This window comes from Frigoribacterium sp. 2355 (assembly GCF_054060695.1).
This window is the reverse complement of record NZ_JBSSDL010000008.1, coordinates 92,543-113,206: the sequence shown is the minus strand read 5'-3', so window position 1 is coordinate 113,206 and position 20,664 is coordinate 92,543. Positions and strand designations below refer to the sequence as shown.

General features: G+C 65.6%; 17 protein-coding genes and 1 tRNA gene. 12 read left to right on the top strand and 6 right to left on the bottom strand.

Going from position 1 to position 20,664, the window contains the following annotated elements; genetic code table 11:
* Positions 1-58: 58 nt before the first annotated feature.
* The 7 genes from ACVJ1F_RS11190 to ACVJ1F_RS11160 all read left to right on the top strand — a co-directional run bounded on the left by ACVJ1F_RS11190 (position 59) and on the right by ACVJ1F_RS11160 (position 6,939).
* On the top strand, positions 59-1,156 hold the full coding sequence (locus tag ACVJ1F_RS11190) for a prephenate dehydrogenase (protein WP_456886273.1): 1,098 nt from the start codon (positions 59-61) through the stop codon (positions 1,154-1,156).
* Between the two features lie 134 nt (positions 1,157-1,290).
* Positions 1,291-1,968, top strand: a complete 678-nt coding sequence (gene cmk, locus ACVJ1F_RS11185; RefSeq protein ID WP_056044916.1) for a (d)CMP kinase — start codon at positions 1,291-1,293, stop codon at positions 1,966-1,968.
* Between the two features lie 70 nt (positions 1,969-2,038).
* Positions 2,039-3,487 carry a ribosome biogenesis GTPase Der gene (der, locus tag ACVJ1F_RS11180; protein ID WP_369700705.1) on the top strand — a complete coding sequence of 483 codons (1,449 nt, stop codon included), beginning with the start codon at positions 2,039-2,041 and terminating at the stop codon, positions 3,485-3,487.
* A 165-nt stretch (positions 3,488-3,652) separates the two neighbouring features.
* Positions 3,653-3,988: a hypothetical protein gene (locus ACVJ1F_RS11175; protein WP_456886260.1), complete on the top strand. Its 336-nt coding sequence runs from the start codon at positions 3,653-3,655 to the stop codon at positions 3,986-3,988.
* Complete coding sequence (locus tag ACVJ1F_RS11170) at positions 3,985-5,778, top strand: hypothetical protein (RefSeq protein WP_456886258.1); 1,794 nt, start codon at positions 3,985-3,987, stop codon at positions 5,776-5,778. The genes ACVJ1F_RS11175 and ACVJ1F_RS11170 overlap by 4 nt, the downstream gene beginning before the upstream one ends.
* A complete protein-coding gene (locus tag ACVJ1F_RS11165) occupies positions 5,771-6,319 on the top strand; it encodes a hypothetical protein (protein ID WP_456886256.1) in 549 nt (182 codons plus the stop codon). Before ACVJ1F_RS11170 ends, ACVJ1F_RS11165 begins: the two co-directional genes overlap by 8 nt.
* A 53-nt stretch (positions 6,320-6,372) precedes the next feature.
* Positions 6,373-6,939, top strand: a complete 567-nt coding sequence (locus tag ACVJ1F_RS11160; RefSeq protein ID WP_456886254.1) for a hypothetical protein — start codon at positions 6,373-6,375, stop codon at positions 6,937-6,939.
* A 274-nt stretch (positions 6,940-7,213) separates the two neighbouring features.
* Here the strand turns inward: ACVJ1F_RS11160 and ACVJ1F_RS11155 are convergent, their stop codons facing one another.
* Positions 7,214-7,666 (bottom strand): winged helix-turn-helix transcriptional regulator, encoded by a 453-nt coding sequence (locus tag ACVJ1F_RS11155; RefSeq protein ID WP_456886253.1) that lies wholly within the window; start codon positions 7,664-7,666, stop codon positions 7,214-7,216.
* A 54-nt stretch (positions 7,667-7,720) separates the two neighbouring features.
* Here ACVJ1F_RS11155 and ACVJ1F_RS11150 point away from each other — a divergent pair, with 54 nt between their 5' ends.
* Positions 7,721-8,248 carry an MFS transporter gene (locus tag ACVJ1F_RS11150; protein WP_456886251.1) on the top strand — a complete coding sequence of 176 codons (528 nt, stop codon included), beginning with the start codon at positions 7,721-7,723 and terminating at the stop codon, positions 8,246-8,248.
* 27 nt (positions 8,249-8,275) lie between these two features.
* Positions 8,276-8,944, top strand: a complete 669-nt coding sequence (locus tag ACVJ1F_RS11145) for a hypothetical protein (protein WP_456886249.1) — start codon at positions 8,276-8,278, stop codon at positions 8,942-8,944.
* Between the two features lie 633 nt (positions 8,945-9,577).
* Here ACVJ1F_RS11145 and ACVJ1F_RS11140 read toward each other — a convergent pair.
* From ACVJ1F_RS11140 to ACVJ1F_RS11130, 3 genes are read right to left on the bottom strand one after another with little or no spacing between them, the layout of a single operon-like run.
* Complete coding sequence (locus ACVJ1F_RS11140; protein WP_456886247.1) at positions 9,578-10,447, bottom strand: ABC transporter permease; 870 nt, start codon at positions 10,445-10,447, stop codon at positions 9,578-9,580.
* A complete protein-coding gene (locus tag ACVJ1F_RS11135; protein WP_456886245.1) occupies positions 10,444-11,508 on the bottom strand; it encodes an aliphatic sulfonate ABC transporter substrate-binding protein in 1,065 nt (354 codons plus the stop codon). The genes ACVJ1F_RS11140 and ACVJ1F_RS11135 overlap by 4 nt, the downstream gene beginning before the upstream one ends.
* Entirely contained in the window at positions 11,505-12,569 is a 1,065-nt protein-coding gene (locus tag ACVJ1F_RS11130; protein WP_456886243.1) for an ABC transporter ATP-binding protein, read from the bottom strand. The genes ACVJ1F_RS11135 and ACVJ1F_RS11130 overlap by 4 nt, the downstream gene beginning before the upstream one ends.
* 179 nt (positions 12,570-12,748) lie before the next feature.
* Here ACVJ1F_RS11130 and ACVJ1F_RS11125 point away from each other — a divergent pair.
* The 3 genes from ACVJ1F_RS11125 (at position 12,749) to ACVJ1F_RS11115 (ending at position 16,574) form a co-directional block, all read left to right on the top strand.
* A tRNA-Pro gene (locus ACVJ1F_RS11125) sits at positions 12,749-12,825 on the top strand.
* A gap of 408 nt (positions 12,826-13,233) precedes the next feature.
* Positions 13,234-15,036: a DUF262 domain-containing protein gene (locus ACVJ1F_RS11120; protein ID WP_456886241.1), complete on the top strand. Its 1,803-nt coding sequence runs from the start codon at positions 13,234-13,236 to the stop codon at positions 15,034-15,036.
* 572 nt (positions 15,037-15,608) lie between these two features.
* The gene (locus tag ACVJ1F_RS11115; protein ID WP_456886239.1) at positions 15,609-16,574 is read left to right on the top strand and encodes an IS481 family transposase; all 966 of its coding nucleotides are present in this window, start codon (positions 15,609-15,611) and stop codon (positions 16,572-16,574) included.
* Positions 16,575-16,587: 13 nt separating this feature from the next.
* Here the strand turns inward: ACVJ1F_RS11115 and ACVJ1F_RS11110 are convergent, their stop codons facing one another.
* Together ACVJ1F_RS11110 and ACVJ1F_RS11105 are read right to left on the bottom strand one after the other, a co-directional pair.
* Positions 16,588-19,128, bottom strand: a complete 2,541-nt coding sequence (locus ACVJ1F_RS11110; protein ID WP_456886237.1) for a DEAD/DEAH box helicase — start codon at positions 19,126-19,128, stop codon at positions 16,588-16,590.
* Positions 19,125-20,153, bottom strand: coding sequence for a HamA C-terminal domain-containing protein (locus tag ACVJ1F_RS11105; protein WP_456886235.1), 1,029 nt, complete (start codon positions 20,151-20,153; stop codon positions 19,125-19,127). The genes ACVJ1F_RS11110 and ACVJ1F_RS11105 overlap by 4 nt, the downstream gene beginning before the upstream one ends.
* Positions 20,154-20,664: the final 511 nt, after the last annotated feature.

Below are 20,664 nucleotides of genomic sequence, written 5' to 3'. Positions count from 1 at the left end.
CGGGTCTGACGCGCTCCTCGCTCACGTGCCGTCGGCCGACCCTTCGACGGTCGGCGTGCTGACGGCGGGCAGCCGCCGGCTGGCAGGCCAGGTGCGCATCGTCGGTTCGGGTCTGCTCGGTGCCAGCATCGGTCTGCGTCTGCGCCAGCACGGCGTCGACGTGATCCTCGACGACGTGTCACCGGCGGCGCGCAGCCTCGCCGTCGACTACGGCGCCGGGCGGCCCCCGGCCGACGGCGACGCCCCCGGGCTCGTCGTCGTCGCCGTGCCGCCCGACGTCACCAGCGACATCGTCGCGCGCGAACTCGACGCCTGGCCCGAGGCGCTCGTGACCGACGTCGCATCGGTCAAGGTCGCCCCGCTCGCCGAGTTGCGTGCGCGCGGCGCCGACGTGTCGCGGTACATCGGATCGCATCCCATGGCCGGCCGCGAACGCGGGGGAGCCGTCTCGGCTCGCGCCGACCTCTTCGTCGGCCGCCCGTGGGTCATCGCGGGGCACGACGACATCACGTACCGTCGGGCGGCCGCCGTCGAAGACCTGGCGCTCGACCTCGGAGCGACCCCGATCGAGATGACGCCGGAGGAACACGACGCCGGCGTCGCCCTCGTCAGCCACGCGCCGCAGGTCGTCGCCTCCCTCATGGCGACGCGTCTGCGCTACGCACCCGACGCCTCGCTCGGCCTCGCCGGTCAGGGCGTCCGGGACGTCACGCGGGTCGCGAGCAGCGACCCGGCGCTCTGGACGCAGATCCTGGGGGCGAACGCCTCCCGCGTGGCCGTCGTGTTGCGCGACCTGCGCGCCGACCTCGACCGCGTCGTCGAGGCCCTCGAGGCACCCGACGCGCCGGGCAGTCGCCGCGCCGTCGCCGAGAGCATCGGCGCCGGCAACGTCGGCGTCGCCCGTCTGCCCGGCAAGCACGGGCAACAGACCCAGTTCAGCTCGGTGATCGTCATGGTCGACGACACTCCCGGGCAACTGGCCCGCCTGCTCACCGAGATCGGTGAGATCGGCGTCAACCTGGAAGATCTGCGGCTCGAGCACTCGCCGGGCGCGCAGGTAGGACTCGCGGAGGTATCGATCGTGCCCGAACAAGAAGACCGACTCGTCACCGAACTCGAGACCCGGGGTTGGACCGTCGTGGGGGCGTTCGCGTGAGCGGCGACCTGGGCGGCACGAGCCCCGTCGGCTCGTCGGACGTCGACCCCGAGCGCTCGCCGGGTGAGCACGGCGTCGGGGGTCCCGCCGGCGAGGCCCACGTCGAAGAGTTGCGGGCCGAGACCGCCGAGGCCGTGCACCGCCACGTGGTCGTGGCCGTCGACGGGCCGGCCGGGAGCGGCAAGTCGAGCGTCAGCCGCGCCTCCGCAGCTTCCCTCGGCTTCGATTACCAAGACACCGGGGCGGCCTACCGGGCCTTCGCCCTGCACGCGCTCGACAGCGGCGTCGACCTCGACGACGCCGAGGCCGTCATCGCGACGCTGCCGACGTTCCACTACGCGATCGGGATCGACCCTGCCCGCGCCTCCTCGGTGACGATCGGTGGTCGCGACGTCACCGACGAGATCCGCACGCCACGCGTGACGACCGCCGTCAGCCACGTGGCCAAGCTGCCCGAGGTCCGCCGGTTCATGGTCGACCTGTTCCGCCGCATCATCGCGTCGACCGACAAGCCGGGCATCGTCACCGAGGGGCGCGACATCACGACCGTCGTCGCACCGGATGCCCAGGTCAGAATCCTGTTGACCGCGAGCGAAGCCGCTAGAATGGCCAGGCGTTCGGCCGAGGTGACCGGGCAGAGTGCCGAAGAGACAGCTCGGCAGCTCTCGACCCGCGACCGGCTCGACAGCAAGGTCGTCGACTTCATGACCGCCGCACCCGGCGTCTCCACCGTCGACTCCACCCAACTCGACTTCGACCAGACCGTGCAGGCCGTGGTCGAGCTCGTGCGAGCGAGCACCCCCATTTCTTAAGGAAGCCCCCATGGCAGACGACGACAAGTACCCCGAGCTCGACGAGCAGATGGTCGACCGCATCCAGACGATGCCCGACGAGGACGCCGACCAGCGCGCCCGAGCCCTCCGCGCCGGCCTGACCGACTACGACCTCGACGAGGGTGACATCGACGTCCTCGAGGGGGCCGACTGGGACCCCGACGCACTCACCTACGCCCCGGCCCTGCCGGTGCTGGCGATCGTCGGCCGACCGAACGTCGGCAAGAGCGCCATGGTCAACCGCATCCTCGGGAGGCGCGAGGCCGTCGTCGAGGACAAGCCCGGCGTCACGCGCGACCGCGTCTCGTACAAGGCCGAATGGGGCGGACGCCGCTTCACGCTCGTCGACACCGGCGGATGGGAGCCCGACGCGATCGGCATCGACCGCTCGGTCGCGATGCAGGCCGAGATCGCGGTCGACCTGGCCGACGCCGTGCTGTTCGTCGTCGACGTCAACGTCGGGGCGACCGCCACCGACGAGGCCGTCGTGCGCATGCTCCGTGCCTCGCACAAGCCGGTCATCCTCGTCGCCAACAAGAGCGACGACGCCCGGAAAGACCTCGAAGCCGCGTCACTGTGGTCGCTGGGGCTGGGCGAGCCCTTCCCCGCGTCGGCGCTGCACGGTCGCAACGTCGCCGACCTGCTCGACCTGTGCATGACCAAGCTGCCCGCGGTGTCGACCGTGGCGAAGCAGGAGATCGGCGGCCCTCGTCGCGTCGCGATCCTCGGTCGACCGAACGTCGGCAAGAGCTCGCTGCTGAACAAGGCCGCGGGCGAAGAGCGCGTCGTCGTCAACGAACTCGCCGGCACGACCCGTGACCCCGTCGACGAGCAGGTCGAGATCGCCGGTCGAGTGTGGACCTTCGTCGACACCGCCGGCATCCGCAAGCGCGTCCACCTGCAGCAGGGCGCCGACTTCTACGCGTCGCTGCGCACCTCGGCCGCGCTCGAGAAGGCCGAGGTCGCGGTCGTCGTGATCGACGTCACGGAGCAGATCTCGACGCAGGACCTGCGCATCATCGACCTCGTGCTCGAGTCGGGTCGCGCGCTCGTGCTCGCCTTCAACAAGTGGGACCTGCTGGACGACGACCGTCGCCGCTACCTCGAGCGCGAGATCGAGCAGGACCTCGACCACGTGTCGTGGGCCCCGCGCGTGAACATCTCGGCCCGCACCGGGCGCCACCTCGAGAAGCTCGTGCCCGCCCTCGAGCTCGCGCTCGAGTCGTGGGACACCCGCATCCCGACCGGCAAGTTCAACGCCCTGCTGGCCGAGCTCGTCGCCGAGCACCCGCACCCGCTGCGGTCCGGCAAGCAGCCGCGCATCCTGTTCGGGACCCAGGCCGCGAACCGCCCGCCGACCTTCGTGCTCTTCACGACCGGGTTCCTCGACCCGCAGTACCGTCGCTTCATCACGCGACGCCTGCGCGAGATCTTCGGCTTCGAGGGGACGCCCATCACGGTCAACATGCGCGTCCGCGAGAAGCGCAAGCGCCCGTAGTCCTTCTCCCGTGCCCGTCCCGTCGACGGATCGGCACCGCCCGCAGGCCCGCCTGTGGACTGAACGCCCGGTTGTGGATCGTTTCCACACCGGGCGTTCTGCATTGCTAGGGTGGCTCTCATCGGCAGCGATATGTGAATGTCGCATGATGGAGGGCGAGGGTGCATGGCAGACCTGGTGGTGGACGAGAAGACGCTGACGTCGGTTGCGTGGCGGGTGTCGACGGCGGCCGTCGACGCCGGGGTGTCGGCGACGCTGACGCTCGGATCGGTGGCCGACGTCGGCTCACCGAGCGTGGCGGGGGTCCTCGACGAGGCGACGGGGCAGCTGGTGAGACGGGCGGGGTTGGCCGTCGAGGCGATCCAGGCGGTGGGCGACTTCACGACGACGTTCGTGCGCGAGTTCGAGCAGGTGGAGTCGCGGCTCGCCGCCGGCTTGCCGGTGGACGACCTGGCCGCTGGCTTGCCGGTGGGCGAGCTGGCCGGGGTGGGGTCCAAATGAGTGCCGACGCCGGCCCGGGGGTCGGGTCGGTCGAGGGCATCCGGCAGCTCGCGACGACGAGGCGGACCGAGGTCGACGATCTCGAGGTGGCGGCCTACCGGTTGGCCGAGGCGGCGAGCTGGGGTGCCGAGTGCTGGCGGGGACGCTCGGGCGAGCAGTTCGTCGCGTCCATGACGGACGTGTCCGCCGAGGTGACTGCTGTGGCTCGGGGCCTCGAGCACCACGCGGCGGCGCTCGACGCCTACGCGGTCGACGTGTCGTTGATCCAGGGGTCTCAGCAGACCCTGGAGGCGCGGCGCGCGATGGCCGAGCAGAACATCCTCTCGACGGGGGTCGCGCTGAAGACGGTCATGCGCGAGGCGCGGGAGGCGGCACAGGGCGACCTGTTCGGCATCGTCGTGGAGTCCGAGTACCGCTCGGGTGAACGGTCGACCTTGCAGCGTCGCATCGACGACGAGCAACGCGAGCTCGAGGTCGTCGCGGGCTTGTGGGCCGACCTGGTCGAAGAGCGGGCTGCGGCCGATCGTCGGTGCATCGCCGCGCTGCAGAGCCCCGAGGCGATGGGGTCCCTGCCGCAGGTCACCGGGGAGGCCCTGGCCGCGGGGTCGTCCGAAGAATTGCTGGCGCTGCTGGCAGGGCTCTCGTCCACCGAGCTGACGATGTTGCTCGAGCAGCACCCCGAACTGGTCGACGAGGCGTTCCTGGCCGATCCCGAGCGGGTGCGGGCCTGGTGGGACGAGCTCGGCCAGCAGGGTGCGCGGAACGCTGATGGGCTGACCGCGGTGCAGGTGGCACTGGTGCGAGGGGCTCCGGCGATCATCGGGGCCCTCGACGGTCTGCCGCCGTCGGTACGGGTCGCGGCGAACGTGTTCAACGCGAAGCGGCGGATGGCCGAGATCGACGAGATGGTGGGGCCGATCGGGCGGCGGGGGCTGCAAGGCGACGATGAGCTGCTGGCCGCACTGGCGCGCGAACGCGGGTACCTCGGGCGAGCGGTGGCGGAGCCGCCGACGGTTCAGTTGTACCTCTTCGATCCGTCGAAGAGTCGCATCATCGAGATGATCGGCGACTGGAACGAATCGACCAGGACGGTGCTGACCTACGTGCCGGGGACGCTGACGAACATGGACTCGTTCTACGGGAAGAACGGAAGTCTGCAGCAGATGGCGAAGTGGCTGGAGGCGAACGATCCGGATGGAACGTCCGTGGCGTTCGTCTTCAAGGACGGAGTCTTCCCGGGTGGCGCCGAAGGCAGCAAGAACCCGGCCGAATTCGTCGGGGCTTTCGCGCAGGCCAACGACCCCGAATTCGCGCGCGGGACGAGCAAGGCGCTGTACGACTTCCAGCGGGGGCTGGCCGTGGATCCGATCAGAACGGAACCCGGATACCGCGACGTGGCCATCGGGCACAGTTGGGGGTTGGCGAACATCACGTCCGCCGAGGTCCATGGGGCCACGTACGACAAGGTGATCTCCCTCGCGGGTGCCGGGATGCCGCCGGAGTGGGAGCCGCGAGCGGGCACGACCTACACCGACTACAGCTACTGGGACTTCCTGATGGAGGCCCAGTCAACCGGTGGTGTCTGGGGCGGGCGGAACCCGAACCGGTCCGACGACTTCGACTCGCGTGGGTACTACCAGAGTCCGCATGACGTGGAACTTGAGCAGACCGGGGCAAGCTACACCCCGGTCTGGAAGCTGGACGACAACCATGCGCTCGTCGCTCGATCGAGTGACGACAATGCGCCGGTGCGCGATGCCTTGAGGCGGGAGCTGTTCCCTGATGGCTAAAACCAAGGCGAGAGCTATCGCGGTTCGGTGTGCAGCCGTGATTGCAGCGTTGTCCAGCTTGGTCGCGGGTTGCGCCCAAGAGACCCCGGAGGGGCTTGAGCAGATGAAGTACATAAATGAACAGACCGATCGAGTGGATCTCGCGGCCTTGAAACGCGACATCATGGTGACTCAACGAGACCTGGCGTCCATGGGCGGCGCGGAGAGCATCGTGGGCATCCTGGAGCCAGCTGACGGGGTCCTGATGTCGTGTTCCGAGGGTCGACACCAATGGACCGGGTCGACGACTATCGAGTACGCCGAAGCCCCAGAACAAGAGGCGTACTTCTCCCTCGTGGAATCAGAACTGGCTGACTCTGCGGACTTCCGGACCGAGCGGGTCTTTACGCCTGATGGCAGGGACGAATGGCTCGTAGTGTGGAGCACAGATGGAACTCGCTACTCCATCACGGTCTACACGGGCCGCTCGAAGGTCCAGGTGTCGTCGAGTTCGTGGTGCTTCATGCTGCAGCCCGGGCAGGCAGAGGGTGGTCAGTTCTGAGGGCGGAGTAGGGCACCATTGGTGTTCGTGAGACGAGCGGACGGGGTGCGAGGGTGACGGGCGCTGGGCTGTGGCACCGCGCCTCCTCGGGGGCGGGGTTGTCGGCCGCGGCCGACCGGGTGTGGCAGCGGCTGCAGCTCGACCGGCTGGCCGGGGGGCGTCACTCGGGCTACGTCATCCACGAGGACATGCAGCGGCACCCGCGCACGGTCCGTAGCTTCGTCGGCATCCGGTGGCTCCTGTTCGGCGAGACCGTCGTCGGGCTCACCGCCATCTTCATCGCCGCCGTCCTCACCAGCCGAGGCGAACACGTGCCGTGGGCCGTGTGGTTCCGCTCCACGGTCGTCCTGTTCATCACCGCCTCGCTGTACGTCTTCGCGTGGCGCGCCCAGCTCGGCTACTACTGGGCCTACTCGCGCCTCCGCCTGTTCAGCCGCATCTTCCCGATCGTGACGCTGATCGTCGCGACCATTCCCGGGCTCTACCCCGGGTGGATGGTCGTCGAACAGATCGTCTTCTCGCTGCTGATGATCGGCATCGGTGACCTCCTCACGAGTGACCACATGCGCGCGGCCTTCCCGCGACCGGCCAAGCCCGACGCGGTCGAAGGCACGGGCTGAGGGTCCGCGCGCCCCGCACGCATGCGCGCGGCCTTCCCGCGACCGGCCAAGCCCGGCGTGGTCGACAGCACGGGCTGAGGGTCCGCGCGCCCCGCACCACGCCACGAGATAAACACCCCGCCATTCGATTCTGTGGCGGGGGGTTTAGTTCGTGGCGGGCAGGCTGGCAGGCGGGCTCGCAGGCGGGGCTGCGGGGTTGGCGGGTGGACCGACAGCCGGGCGAAGGCAGGCAGGTGGGCCGGCGGCAACGGCCGCAGGCCCGAGGAGGCGGGGCCTAGTCGCTCGCGCTCAGCACCATCTCGACGTCGGCGGGTTCGACCACGTGCCCGTCGCCCGTGACGAACGCGACCCGCACGGGTTCACCCGAGCCGGCGACGCTGAACCGCCGTGCGGCGCCGTCGGGGTGCGGATCGTGCTCGTCGCCCCAGACGGCGAGGGCGGCCAGCACGGGGGAGAGGTCGCGGCCGGCGTCGGTCAGCAGGTACTCGACCCGCTCACGGGCCCCGTCTTCTCGGTAGGTCGAGCGTTCGAGCACGCCGGCGGCGACGAGCGACTCGAGCCGGGCCGTCAGCACGTCGGGCGACAGGCCGAGCCGCGTCCGGAACTGCGAGAACCGGGTGTGCCCGAGCAGTGCCTCCCGCACCACGAGCAGGGCCCAGCGCTCGCCGAGCAGGTCGAGGCTGCGTGCGATGCCGCAGCGCGGGTCCAGGGGTCCACGAGAAGCCATGCCGACAGCCTACCTCGATAGGCTTTTCGTATCCAGGGTGCTAGCGTCGCCGTCATGCCCCGTGACCTCGCTGCCTCCGTCCGTCCCGACGGGCCGGACCGGCTCGCGTTCTGGACCTGCGCCTCCGTCCTCGCCCTCGCCTTGTGGACGAGCGGCGCCGCGACGCCGGTCTACCCGCTCTACGCGACCGACTGGCAGCTGACGCCGTTCGTCACGACCGCGATCTTCGCGGTCTACCCGCTCGTCCTCGTCGTCGTGCTGCTCGTCTTCGGCAGCCTCAGCGACACGATCGGTCGGCGGGCGAGCATCCTGCTCGGCGTGAGCGCGTCGATCGTCGGCGTGCTGCTGTTCGCCCTGGCGCCGGACGTCGGCTGGGTGCTGGTCGGCCGCGCGTTCATGGGCCTCGGCGTCGGCCTGTCGCTCAGCCCCGCCACCGCCGCGATGATCGACATCGCCGGTCCCGTCAACTCGGCGCGCACCGGAGCCATCAGCACCGCCTCCACCGCCGTGGGCCTCGTCTTCGCGACGCTGCTCGGCGGAGCGCTCGTCCAGTACGCGCCCGAACCGCTGCATCTCACGTAGTGGGTTCTGCTCGTCGTCGAGGTGGGCGTGCTCGTCCTCGTCTGGCGGCTGCCGCGGGACCGGGACGCGCTGGCCGGGCGCTGGAGGCCACGGTGGCCGAGCGTGCCGCGCGCGCTCCTCGGGGCGGTGGGCGCCGCAGCCGTCTGTGTCAGCGCCTCCTACGCTCTCGGGGCCGTGGTCCTCTCGCTCGGTGCCGAGATCGGCGTGACGCTGATCGGCAGCGACAACGCCTTCGTGACCGGCGCGGTGATCGCCCTGTCGATGGTGGTCATCGCGGTCGTGGCGCTGGCGTCACGACGCGTCCCGGTGGTCGTCGCCGTCATCGTGGCGGCGGTGGCGACGGCGCTCAGCTTCACGGCGCTGGTGCTGGCCGCGGCCCAGCAGTCGTTGGGCCTGTTCTTGGCGTTCTGCGTGCTGTCGGGCGTCGGCTACAGCCTCTTCTTCGCGTCGGGGCTAGGGATCGTGTCGCGGTTCGCTCCGGAGCACCATCGGGCGGGGACGCTGTCGGCCGTGTACCTCGTCGCCTACCTGGTGCAGGGGGCGACCGCCCTGTGGCTCGGCGCGCAGGCGACCCGCGGAGGGCTCGAGAGCGCCGTCGACGTCGGGGCCCCGGCGATCGTGGGGCTGGCGCTCGCGGCGATGGTCGCGGTCGTGGTGGTCATGCGCGGGCGGGAGCGGAGGCGGGTGGCGGCGTAGGGGCAACGTGCGGCGGGCGTCGGGCGGCCAGCGGCGGGCGGCAGGCGGCGGCCAGCGGCCGGCGGCGGGCAGCGGGCGGCGGCCAGCGGCCGGCAGCGGGCCGCGGGCGTCGGTCGTGGGGCGGCACAGTTTGCAGCCGGCAGCACAGACCGCGGGCCGCGGCCCGCGGTCGGCGTTCAGCACAGCTTGCGGTGGTCGGCACAGCCTGCCCGGGTAGGTCGCGCCATAGGGGGCAGGGAGCGGAGTGCAGGAGGCGCGGGCCGGGCAGGACGCGCGGCGGGCGGACGGTACGAGTGCAGGAGGCGCGGGGCGGGCAGCGCGCGCGGCGTGCGGATGGGGCGAACGTCGGAGGCGCGGGCCGGGCAGGGTGCGCGGCGTGCCGACGGCAGGTGCTCGGCTTGCATCCCGCCACGAGGTAAATACGCCGCCACGCGATGTCGTGGCGGCGTGTGTAGTTCGTGGCGTGGCGTGACGAAGTGGGGCGGGCCACGACGCCAGGAAGTGGTCACGGCGCCAGGCTTAGTCCTGGCGCAGTGACCACTTCCTGGCGTCATGCCCGGGCGGCACGGCAGACCGCCCGCCGCCTACCGCCCGCCGCCTACCGCCCGCCGCTCGCCTTCCGCCGCCTGCGGCCTACCGCCAGCGCCGCAGCGCCACGCGCTGCACGACGTTCAGCACGGTGTCGCTCAGCGTCCCGAGCAGCGCCAGCAGGACGATGGCGAGGAAGATCCGGTCGACGCGTCCGTTGGACTGCGACTCGGTCAGCAGGAAGCCGAGGCCCATCGACGACGCGATCAGCTCGGCCGCGACGAGGAACAGCCACGCCTGAGCCAGCGCGAGCCGCAGTCCCGACACGAGCGACGGCAGCACGGCCGGCAGCTGAACCCGGGTGAAGAGCGACACCCGCCGCAGGCCGTAGGCGCGCCCCGCCTCGACGAGCTGCGGGTCGACGTGCCGCAGCGACCCCGCGACGGTGGTGAAGACGGGGAACGCCGCACCGATCGCGATCAACGTCACCTTGGAGTCCTCGCCGATGCCGAGGTACAGGATCAGCAACGGCACCCAGGCCAGCGACGGCACCGCCCGCACGGCCGCGATCGACGGGGCGAGCAACGCCTCGCCCACCCGTGACAACCCGACGACGGCGCCGACGACCAGCCCGATCACGGACCCGACCACGAACCCGATCAGCACCCGCTGCACCGAGATGGCGATGTAGAGGCCGAGCTGACCCGTGGCGGCGAGGTCGACTCCTGCCTGCACCACGTCCGCGGGGGACGGCAGGCGGTACGAGGGCACTCCGCCGACGGTGGTGGCGAGCACCCAGGCGGCGAGCACGGCGGCCGGCACGAGCACCCCGAGCAGTGCCAGGCGGCGGGGAGCAGGCGCGCCCGGGGTGCCCGGGCGTCGCGGGGCGGGCGACCCGGACGAGGAGGCGCGGCGTCCGTCCTCGACGACCCGCGCCTCCTCGGCACGGGGGGTGGCGGTCAGGGTGCTGCTCACGAGGTGGACGCGGCCGTCGCGTACGAGTCGTCGAAGAGCGAGTCGAGGGCGGCGTCGACGTCGTCCTGCGAGGGGACGTCGCCCGACTCGACCAGGATCGGGCCGACGGTGTCGAGGACGGCGCGCTGGTCGGCTCCGGGGGCGGGGTCGATGTCGAGGTGGGTGCGGTCGATCACCGTGGTGGCGACGGCGGGGTCGATGGCGGCAGCCTTCGCGAGGATCGCGGCGGTCTCGTCCGGGTTCTCGAGCGCCCAGGCGCGGGCCTTCTCGTACGAGTCGACGACGACCTGCGCGACGTCGGGCGACGCCTCGAGGAACGACTCGGTCGCGTTCAGGAACCCGTAGCTGAGGAAGTCCACGTTGCGGTAGAGCAGCTTCGTCCCCGACTCGGCCTCGCTCGCGGCCATGATCGGGTCGAGTCCGGACCAGGCGTCGACGCTGCCGTTCTCGAGGGCGGCGCGTCCGTCGGCGTGCTGCAGGTTCTGGATCGTCACGTCGGAGGCGCTGAGCCCGGCCTGGTCGAGCGCCTGCAGCAGGAAGAAGTACGGGTCGGTGCCGGTGGTGGCCGCGATGGTCTTGCCCCGGAGGCCTTCGACGTCGGTGATGGTCGAGTCGCCCGGGACGACGAGTGCCGACCACTCGGGCTGCGAGTACACGTCGATCGTCTTGATGGGGGAGCCGTTCGAGCGGGCGAGCAGCGCGGCCGAGCCGGCGGTCGAACCGACGTCGACCGCTCCGGCGCGCAGCAGCTCGTTGGCCTTGTTCGAGCCGGCCGACTGGGTCCAGTTGACGGTGACGTCGTCGCCGAGGGCGTCCTCGAGGTAGCCCTGGTCCTTCACGACGAGGCTGAGCGGGTTGTAGGTCGCGAAGTCGATGTCGAGCGTGTCGGTCGACCACTCGCCGTCGCTCGACCCGGCGCCGCCTGCCGCGTCGGCCGAGCCGGTGCCGGCGTCCTCACCCGCGACGCAGCCGGTGAGGAGGAGGGCGCTCGCCGCGGCGAGGGCGAGACCCCCGGCCCAGGAGGCGCGGGTGCGGGTGGTGGGGCAGGTGCGGAAGGTCATCGGTTCGTCTCCGTGCTGTCGGGGGCGGTGCGGTGGTCTGTGGGGGTCGGTGCGGGTTCGGGTACGGTCTCGGTCCGGGTGCGTCCGGCGGTGGCCGTCGCGGTCAGCGTGCTGGTGGTCGAGTTGCCGGCGTGCACGCGGTGGACGCCGAGGTCGGCGAGCAGCTGGAGGCGCAGCTCGGCCAGGGCGGGGTCGTCGCGGTCGCGGGGGCGGTTGCCGGGCACGGTGACGATGCGCTGGATGCTGGGGGCGCCTCCTGCGGTGTCGGCGTGCGCCGCGCCTCCTGCGGTGTCGGCGTGCGCCGCGCCTCCTGCGGTGGCGGCGGCGACCGTGGCGCCGGCGGGCCGGGGCTGTTGCTGCGAGAGGTCGGCGAGGACGACGATGCGGTCGGCGAGGTAGAGCGCTTCGTCGACGTCGTGGGTGACGAGCAGGACGGTGGTGGGTTCGGCGCGGTGGATGTCGAGCAGCAGGTCGTGCATGCGGAGGCGGGTGAGGGCGTCGAGGGCTCCGAACGGTTCGTCGAGCAGCAGCACCTTGGGGGCGCGGGCGAGGGCGCGGGCGAGGGAGGTGCGTTGGGCCATGCCTCCGGACACCTGGCGGGGGCGGAGTCCGGCCGAGCTGCCGAGCCCGACGAGGTCGAGCAGTTCGGTGATGCGGGCCCGGCCGGCGGCCTTGTCTGGTGTGCTGCCCCTGGTGCCCTTGCCGGCCTCGGCGCGCTCGCTGCGCCTGCGGGCCTTCGGTAGGCCGAGTTCGACGTTCTGGCGGAGGGTGCGCCAGGGCAGGAGGCGCGGCTCCTGGAACGCGATGGCGCAGCGTTGGTCGGTGGGCCGGGCGGGGGAGTCGTCGATGTCGACGGTGCCTGCGTCGGGCTGGTCGAGGCCGCCCACCTGGCGCAGCAGCGTCGACTTGCCGCAGCCGGACGGGCCGACGATGGCGATGATCTCGCCGGCCGTCACGTCCAGGTCGAGGGCGTGGAGCACGGGGCGCTCGCCGAAGCGCCTCCCGACGCCGCGCAGACGGATCGGCAGGGCCGAGGAGGCGCGGGTCGTCGAGGTGGGCATGTCACGACGGTAGGTGGGTGGGGTGCCTGCCGTCCCGTGCGCTGTAACGGGGCGAAACACTCCGTTCGGTCCGCCCTGCTGGGGCTTGGTCTCAGGCACACCCATTCATCGGCTATAGTTGTGGGGTTGCCTCGGTCGGGGCAACACCAAGACCTGGGTCGCAACTCGAACCCGGATCTCGGGCTGTGGCGCAGCTTGGTAGCGCACTTGACTGGGGGTCAAGGGGTCGCAGGTTCAAATCCTGTCAGCCCGACCAAAAAAATGGCGACTTGCCTTTCCCGGGGCTCTCTGGCCGTGGCGTCAACGCGCCGTAGGCAATCAGCGTAATGGGGGCCATCGGTGCGCTCCCCTTCATTGCTTAGTCCGGAGACCTGCATCCAATGGCAGCCACTTCCCGGGTCTCGTTATCCTCTAACTTGGCCTGATTTTGCGCTGTCAGCATTAGGAACCACCTGACGTGGTCTTGATTTAGACCAAGGTGTGATCGCCAATCTCGACGATCAGCGATGCCAATGTTGGTGTGTTTTAGTCTAAGTGGCACATGTCTGCCAGCCGAATGTTTGGCTTCGATCCGAGTCGACTTCTCGCCTAAAACGGGATTATTTCCTTCAGCTTTAATGCGTCGCGCCTATACAGGGGCGCCCCCTCGCCTTATGATCGCTTCATGCCCGATGCTAACTACACAGCCGACGCTGTCGTTCTCTCCGAACTGCTCACAACGGCAGCCACGCCAATCGAAGTCCCTGACTGGCAGCGTTCCTACTCTTGGAAGTCTGATCAAGTCGAGGTCTTCTGGGCCGACTTGAAGAGGTTTGATGAGACGTATCCCGAGTCAAACATTAATAGTCAACAATACTTTCTCGGTTCCATCGTCATTGTTACCACGCCGACGAAAAGCCTCCTTTTGGACGGGCAGCAGCGTCTGGCAACGGCAACTATTCTTCTGTGCGCCATTCGTGAGACACGCCGCCCAGTGGACCAGAACAGTGCTTCAAGCAGGCTTCACTCCAAGTTTATTGCTGACTTTGATGATGCGACCAAATCAAATCAATATAGCTTGACTCTGAATAATTACGACAGGGAGTACTTTCGTCGGGCTATCCAGGCTGAGGGTGTCTCCAACCAGAAGGCAAAGCTTCGGTCTCACGGTCTAATTGATCAGGCGTACAAGTATTTTTTGGGTGAAATTGCCCTGGCAACTGCAGGCATGTCGCCTGAGGAAGCATTCAATTACAGCATTCGTCTCCAAGACGTTTTGCTAAAACATTTCTCCGTTGTGAGTGTAAAGACTACCGATGAGGACACTGCGGCGACTGTGTTTGAGGCACTGAACGATCGCGGTATAGGACTCTCCACTCCAGACCTCCTCCGTAGCTATCTCCTCCGTGCCGCGAACGGTGAGGCCGGCAGGAACGACGTTGTCCAATCTTGGCTTGATGTTTTCTCGCTCTTCGAGGACGCGGGCGTCGATCAATTTTTGCGGCACTACTGGGTTAGCCTCAACGGTGACGTAAAGACGCGATCGCTATATCGCGAGATGAAGGCCTCGTTTGCTTCGCATGGTGTTGACGCTGTCGATTTCTCTCAGAACCTCGCCAAAGCTGCCGCTGATTACCGTACGTTGAAAGACTCGGCGGACATTGATGAGGACGTAAAACGGTCACTGGAGGGAATCAATCAACTTGGCGCTACAGTCCTCTACCCGGCTTTGATGTCAGCTGTAGCAGTGCGCGAGAGTGTCGGCGAACGAGAATTCCGAGAGTACGTTGCAAGCCTTCTCATACTGTTCGTTCGGCACTCCCTGATTCTTGGGCGGGAAAGCACCCGTTTGGAAGCGGAGATCTACGCTGAAGCCAAGGACATTCGGGAACATAAATCTCTCGCCGCAGCCCTCGCCCGTGTTCGCGCCTTCGCACCCCCCCTAAGCGATTTCGTAAGAGGATTCGAACTCGCAATGGTCAGCCGGACTGACTCGGCCAAATACCTCCTTGCAGAGCTAGAACTAGCCATGCGGGCTACTGATGAACTCAAGCTCGGAAGTGGGCGCAAGGTGCAATTGGAACATATTTATCCCCAGACTCCCCAAGCGGGGATGCGTCTTACGAACCATTCCGGCCTCATCAACCGAATTGGTAACCTCACCCTCCTAGACCGTCGACTAAACGCTGCCATCAAAAATGGCGTATTTGCGGCAAAGAAGGCTGACGCGTACGCCACCTCAGAGTTGATGCTGACGAAGGAGCTTCTGGGCTATGCCCAGCCTGTTTGGGGCAGTGCTGAGATCGCTCAAAGGCAGAAAACTCTCGCACTGCTGGCGGCAAGTGTCTGGAGTTTCGACGACATAGAACTTAACGCATTTCGAACAAGCGGTGATGCGCCGGACGCTGGTACCACGGGCGAGATGGTCGATTCTTTGCCAGAAGACGTCGAGAACTCTGTCAACCAGGAGACTGCCACCGGGGCGTGACACTCCGGCTGACTGTGTCGGGGATGGTTGTTGTGGGTTGATCTGCGGCGACGGGGCTGTAGTCCCCGGGGTATGAGGAGGACTTTCTGAGGTGTGGTGGAGTTGCTGACTTCAACCACTTGCCCCAGAAAGCCCCCTTGCCATAACTGACCCGACGCGGACCTCTCTGCATCGCCCGTCTCGTCGTCGACGATGGATGGCCTGTTCCTCATGCCGCGGTGCTTTTTCTACATGTCCTCCGACCGCGAAACGATGGGCCGATCGCTACGCCGCGACGGGTGAGGCCGCCTGATCGACCTCGGTGTCCCGCTCGCCCAGATGGAATTGATTGGCTCGTCCGTCACGACCCCGCCGGCGCCCTCCGGACTATCAACGCTGACCTGGCCGCCACCATCGGGCGGCTGCAACGCATCCGCGCTGGGTTGGCGGCGATCCTCGAGAACCGGACCAGTGCCTGCTTGCCCGCCGGGTTCGCTGGAGCGCCATGACGTTGGTGACACGTTGAGTTGAAAACAGGAGGACCTCCTGGCTTAGTGGAGCTGTCTAGTTCTGCCATCCACCAGGAGGTCCCTGTGTCCGAAGTTAGCGCCCGCCTGACCGTCCACGGGACGGCACTGCTCATCGAGCGAGTCGTCGGGGATCACCGGCCCGTGGCGCATGTCGCCCGCGAGCTCGGAATCTCGCGTCAGTGCGCTTACCGATGGGTCCGACGATTCCGAGACGAGGGCGCGCCAGGGTTGATCGATCGATCAAGCCGTCCTCGTCGAACCCCGACCCGGGCCAGCCCGGCACGAGAGCAGGCCGTTCTTGAGGCCCGGGCCAGGCTCCGCTTCGGCCCCGCTCGTCTTACAGCAGCGACCGGTGTCCCAGCCCGGACTATCAGCCGCATCCTGGCCCGCCATCAGATTCCAAAACTGGCGTGGTGCAACCCCGTCACCGGAGATCTCATCCGCGCGTCCCGGTCGTCCCAAAATCGATACGAGCATCCCCATCCCAGCGACCTGATCCATATTGACGTCAAGACGTTGGGCCGCATCCCCGACGGTGGCGGGTGGCGTGTTCACGGCCGCGCCGCGAACACTCGCGACCGAAAAACCCCCGTCGGGTTCGACTACGTCCACGCCCCAGTCGTTGACCACACCCGCCTCGCCTACGCCGAGATCCATGCCGACGTGAAGGGCGCAACCACAGCTGGGTTCCTCACCCGAGCCGCCGCACGTTTCGCCGCTCACGGCATCACCCGAATCGAGCGCGTCATCACGGACAACGCTTTCGCATACCGCCGCTCCGCTGCATTCAAGACTGCCGTTGCGGACCTCGGGGCCCGGCAGAAGTTCATCAGGCCCCACAGCCCCTGGCAGAACGGGAAAGTCGAACGCTTGAACCGCGCCCTCGCGACCGAGTGGGCATGCCGGCAGCCCTTTACCAGCAACGCTGCTCGAGCAGGAGCCCTTGCGCCCTGGATCGAGCACTACAACACTGAACGAATCCACACCGGCCACGGAACAAGTCCAGCAGCCCGAGTGACACCAACCTGATGGCTCAGTACAACTAGAGCGAGGGCCGTAGTTTCTGGCTTATTTCACTTCTCACAAGTGCGGGTAAATCAAGGTCCTGCAGATTCCTCTCGCGGAGCCATTCCAATAATTGGGGGACGCTGAACGAGTCATTCGCGATGAGAGCCCCGAGAGCGACGGTCGAGCTCCGACTGATACCAAGAGAAGCGATTGAAAGATCCGTTCTTCTTGACACGCCCATCTCGAGCATCATTACTATGTCGCTTAGCCCCTCAGGTATTTCTTCTCCGCGACTATTGGCTACGGCTGTGACTGTGTCTCCGTATAGCCCCAGATATCGTGGCGCCTGGAAGCGACAAACATTTTCGATATCGCTCATGACCTCGCGAATATTGGCTGATAATGACTTAGATGGATAAGCCTTGATGCGATATGTAATCAGTCGCGACAAGGGGATACCCTTCATCCAGTTCACGACGAGGTTGGCAAGCTGCTGTTGCCGTTTCTCGCCCCCAAATGCGGTCGTCACTTCATCAGCCAACCGTCCGAAGATCTCCCCGTAAGAGTTCTTCGCTTCAATATCTTCCGGGAGTGGTAGAGCAAGCTCGCTAGCGGTCACTCGCTCTTGCAAGAGGCGCCTAAATAGATTGTCGATCAGTCGAGGCGAGATCCCCGGGTGGCCGGCTATGACGGTCGTCGGTACTCTGACCGAAGACACCATTCTCTCGATGCTTCTTCGGAGGCTCTGCGAGGCGATGCCCTGAAGGGACGGCGGGAGGGTCTCACCCCGCATGAGCAGGTCTGATGCATAACTAACTGCGGCTTCCGCGAGAGAAGTGTCTTTTGTGCTGGGACTGTCTGAAGACACGATGCGTTCCAGGGCATCGGGTGTTGCGAGGGCATGATCCATGGCCCTTGTAATGGGCCACTTGGTCCTCCTAGTGGGCAGGTTTGCCCAAAGGTCATCAACATCTGTGTCGATGCATACGATATTTCCTGCGAACTCTCTTCCCCAGCGACCAGCCCGGCCGGCCAGATTCCAAAAATCACGATGACTTAAAGCATTCCCCACCCCCTTCTGCGGATTACGGATAAATATGTTTCTGCATGGAAGATTTACTCCCTCGAGAAGGGTCGAGGTGCAGACGAGATAGCGGATCTCTCCCGAGGAAAAGAGACGTTCAATCTCCAGTCGAACAACCATGGGCATATTTCCATAATGGAACGCCACACGCCCGCGTAGGGCTGTGACGAGCGCGTAGCGCGGGTGAATAGTGCTGCGTACGAGCTCGATGAGGTCATCTAGGGGCGAGCCTTTTGCAACTAATTCCGAACCCGTCATCTGCGACAAGAGGCCGGCCACTTTCTCTGCCTCGGACGCAGAGTTTACGTAGACGATATTGCCGGGTGAGTCACCCGCCAGGGCATGAGCGACGCCAGCCAGTCGCAGGGGAACGGATGTTGACCTTTGACCCAGGGTGATATGGCCGAGATCTGAGCGGCCTCGGTCGCTCACGATGCTTACAGATCGTCTTAGGGGCTTTTGCCGAACTCCCTCGACAAAGATGAGGTTTTGCGTAACTGTCACGCTAGGAGTCGACACAATGCTTTGTACGGCGTTGGATGGCGCATCGCGCAGAAGGCTTTCCGGGTTGCTCGACATTGGGCTTGCGAAGACGACCTGTATGTCAGGATTGCGCACGCTCGCTCGGTGAATGACTTGTTCGAGCAGAATTCCTCGACTTCCACCCTCAATACTCTGTGCCTCGTCGACGAAAAGCAGATCAGGTTTGAAATCGGAATCCATCGAAAAAAGAAGCTGAAGTCGTTCCTGGGTGAATACGAATACCCTGGGTCTGTTACTGATCTCCTCTATCCCCCAAGGCATTGTGTGAATGTCGGCCATGCTGCCGACCTCAGCAAGAAGTTCGCGGGAAACCTCCTCAACGAGTGCCCGCGTAGGAAGAACGATGACGCACACCGTTCGGTCTGAACTCAGCAGAGCTTTGGCAATCCACTGCCTCGTTAGCCAGGATTTTCCAGAGCTTGTAGGCGCGGAAGCGCTTATCCACGTTGCGCCCTGAGTGGCATCCCAGAAGGCTGCTTGAAATGGGTTCAAATCGGCAGATAGGGGGACCGTTCGAACGGACGGCTCGGTGGGCCCTACCCGAAGATCACGCTTTAGCTCAACCCGTCGTCGTCGACCTTGAAGCACCTGTAGGGCGTTTTGCTGGAGTTCGGTTTGACTTGCCGAGTATCCGCGGCGTATCGCTAAATCAATGGCAGGACGGTTTCCAAGCGCTTCTAGAATCGCCATAGAAGCCTCGCCGTACCGAACAGCCGTTTCGGGCTGGCTAAGTGCAGTGGTTGCTACACGCAGGGCGTAGGTTTGACAATATTCTTCAGGAATTAGGGCCGCGGCGCTGGCGCACAAGAATGCATGCTCCCAGTCAACGGGCTCGACCGAGGCCTCTGGTTCCACTGCCCGGAAAGTTGCCAGGAGTTCCTGCTTCTGGATGGCCTGGAGGTTTTCCTGGGCATAAGTACTAGAGCGTAAATATTCCGCGATGTTCATGAAAGTCTCCCAAAAGCCGCATTGATTTCGTCACGCAGCTGCTGCACCGATGGCAAAGGAATGCAATAGACATCAATTTCGACGTTTGCTAGTTCATGCTGGTCCACGCTTTGGTAAATACGATCGTGCCAGTATTCGAGCCGCTTCTCTAAGTTTGTCGAGATGCCTTTGATGGCATAGTCCGGGTATTCAGCAATATCGAATGCAATCAACGCCGTGCCATGCAGCCGAACTCTATTCCTCTTCGGGTTCCCTCTTTCGAAATATTTCAATAATGCTACCGCCAGCTCTTGATGGTTTAGGGCCATATAAGAGTGGACAAGCTTGATGTCGCGCTTTCTCGCAACCTCCGACTTTGCATCTAGGAACGGGGCGAGGCTGTGAAAACAGTCGTCGATTGCGGCGGCGGGACTCTTATGCAATTTGGACTCACCCCAAAAGAGATGAAGAACGTCTTGGTCGTCCAACCTGGCATGGACGCCGTCCGTCCCGTGCACGTGCATGTTTGACGAGGTCTTGAGCGACATCTTCGAAAGGAGTTGAGGTATTCCCAAGCTATTCTCTAGAAGAGCAAAAAGGAGGAGCTCTCCGCCTTCCCCCGACTTTGTCGACTTTACAAATAAGTCCACAGCGTCCTGCTTCAAGCCGCTAATTGCATCTGTCGTGCGACTGCTAATGGACACGTCCATTGCATCCGCGATCTCATTCCGCGGGATGCAGAAGTCGATGACCTTGTCGGCCAAGTGCTGCGCGAGCACATAGGTACTTGCCAATCCATTTTCGTCCATCTGAACGAAGTGCGTCCGGATAGTCGTCTTGGTGGCCGGAACAAGAGCACCGGTGCCATGTTCGACGAAAAACTCGAGGGTTGAGATTTGACCGCGCCGTGCCAAGCCATTCAATTCAGTAGCAGTGTTGATGCTCAATTCCCGCTGACGTTCCTTCTCCTGTATGGCGTTGAGGTCAGCGATTGCGCTGGCGTCCTCTGCTCGCTCTAAGTCGATGATGAAGCCTGGAAGCGCCAAGCTTTACTCTCGGTCAAACACGTGTATTCGTGCAGAGCAGTGCCCGAAGGCCTTATGCGGTTTTACGTGCACTGCCGATACTTGAACCAGCCTCACATACGTGAGTCAGATTATTGTTCAGTCTGTGTGCCCATTTATGGGGACAGCTTGCGGGGCTCGGTCGGACGGTACTGAACCGACTGGGCGATGCCGCTGAAGCCTCACCCGAGGGGCTTGGCCCTGCTCTCGGGACATAGTTTGTAATAAGTCACACATCGGCACCACGTCGAATTGACCCAATGAGAGCACTCATGGCTTCCAGTACGCCGATCTGTCCAGCGCGACAGTCAAGTCGGTCCCCTCTACCACCAGCTCGGACTGCGCGTCTAGCCCGGGCTGCTGACAAACGGACAAAAGCAGTACGACGTGCGGCATCTATTCCGCCTCATGCAGATCACTCGCTTGATCGACCTCGGCGTTCCTCTCGCCTCGATCGAGTTGATTGGCTCGTTCGTCAATGACCCTGGCTGCT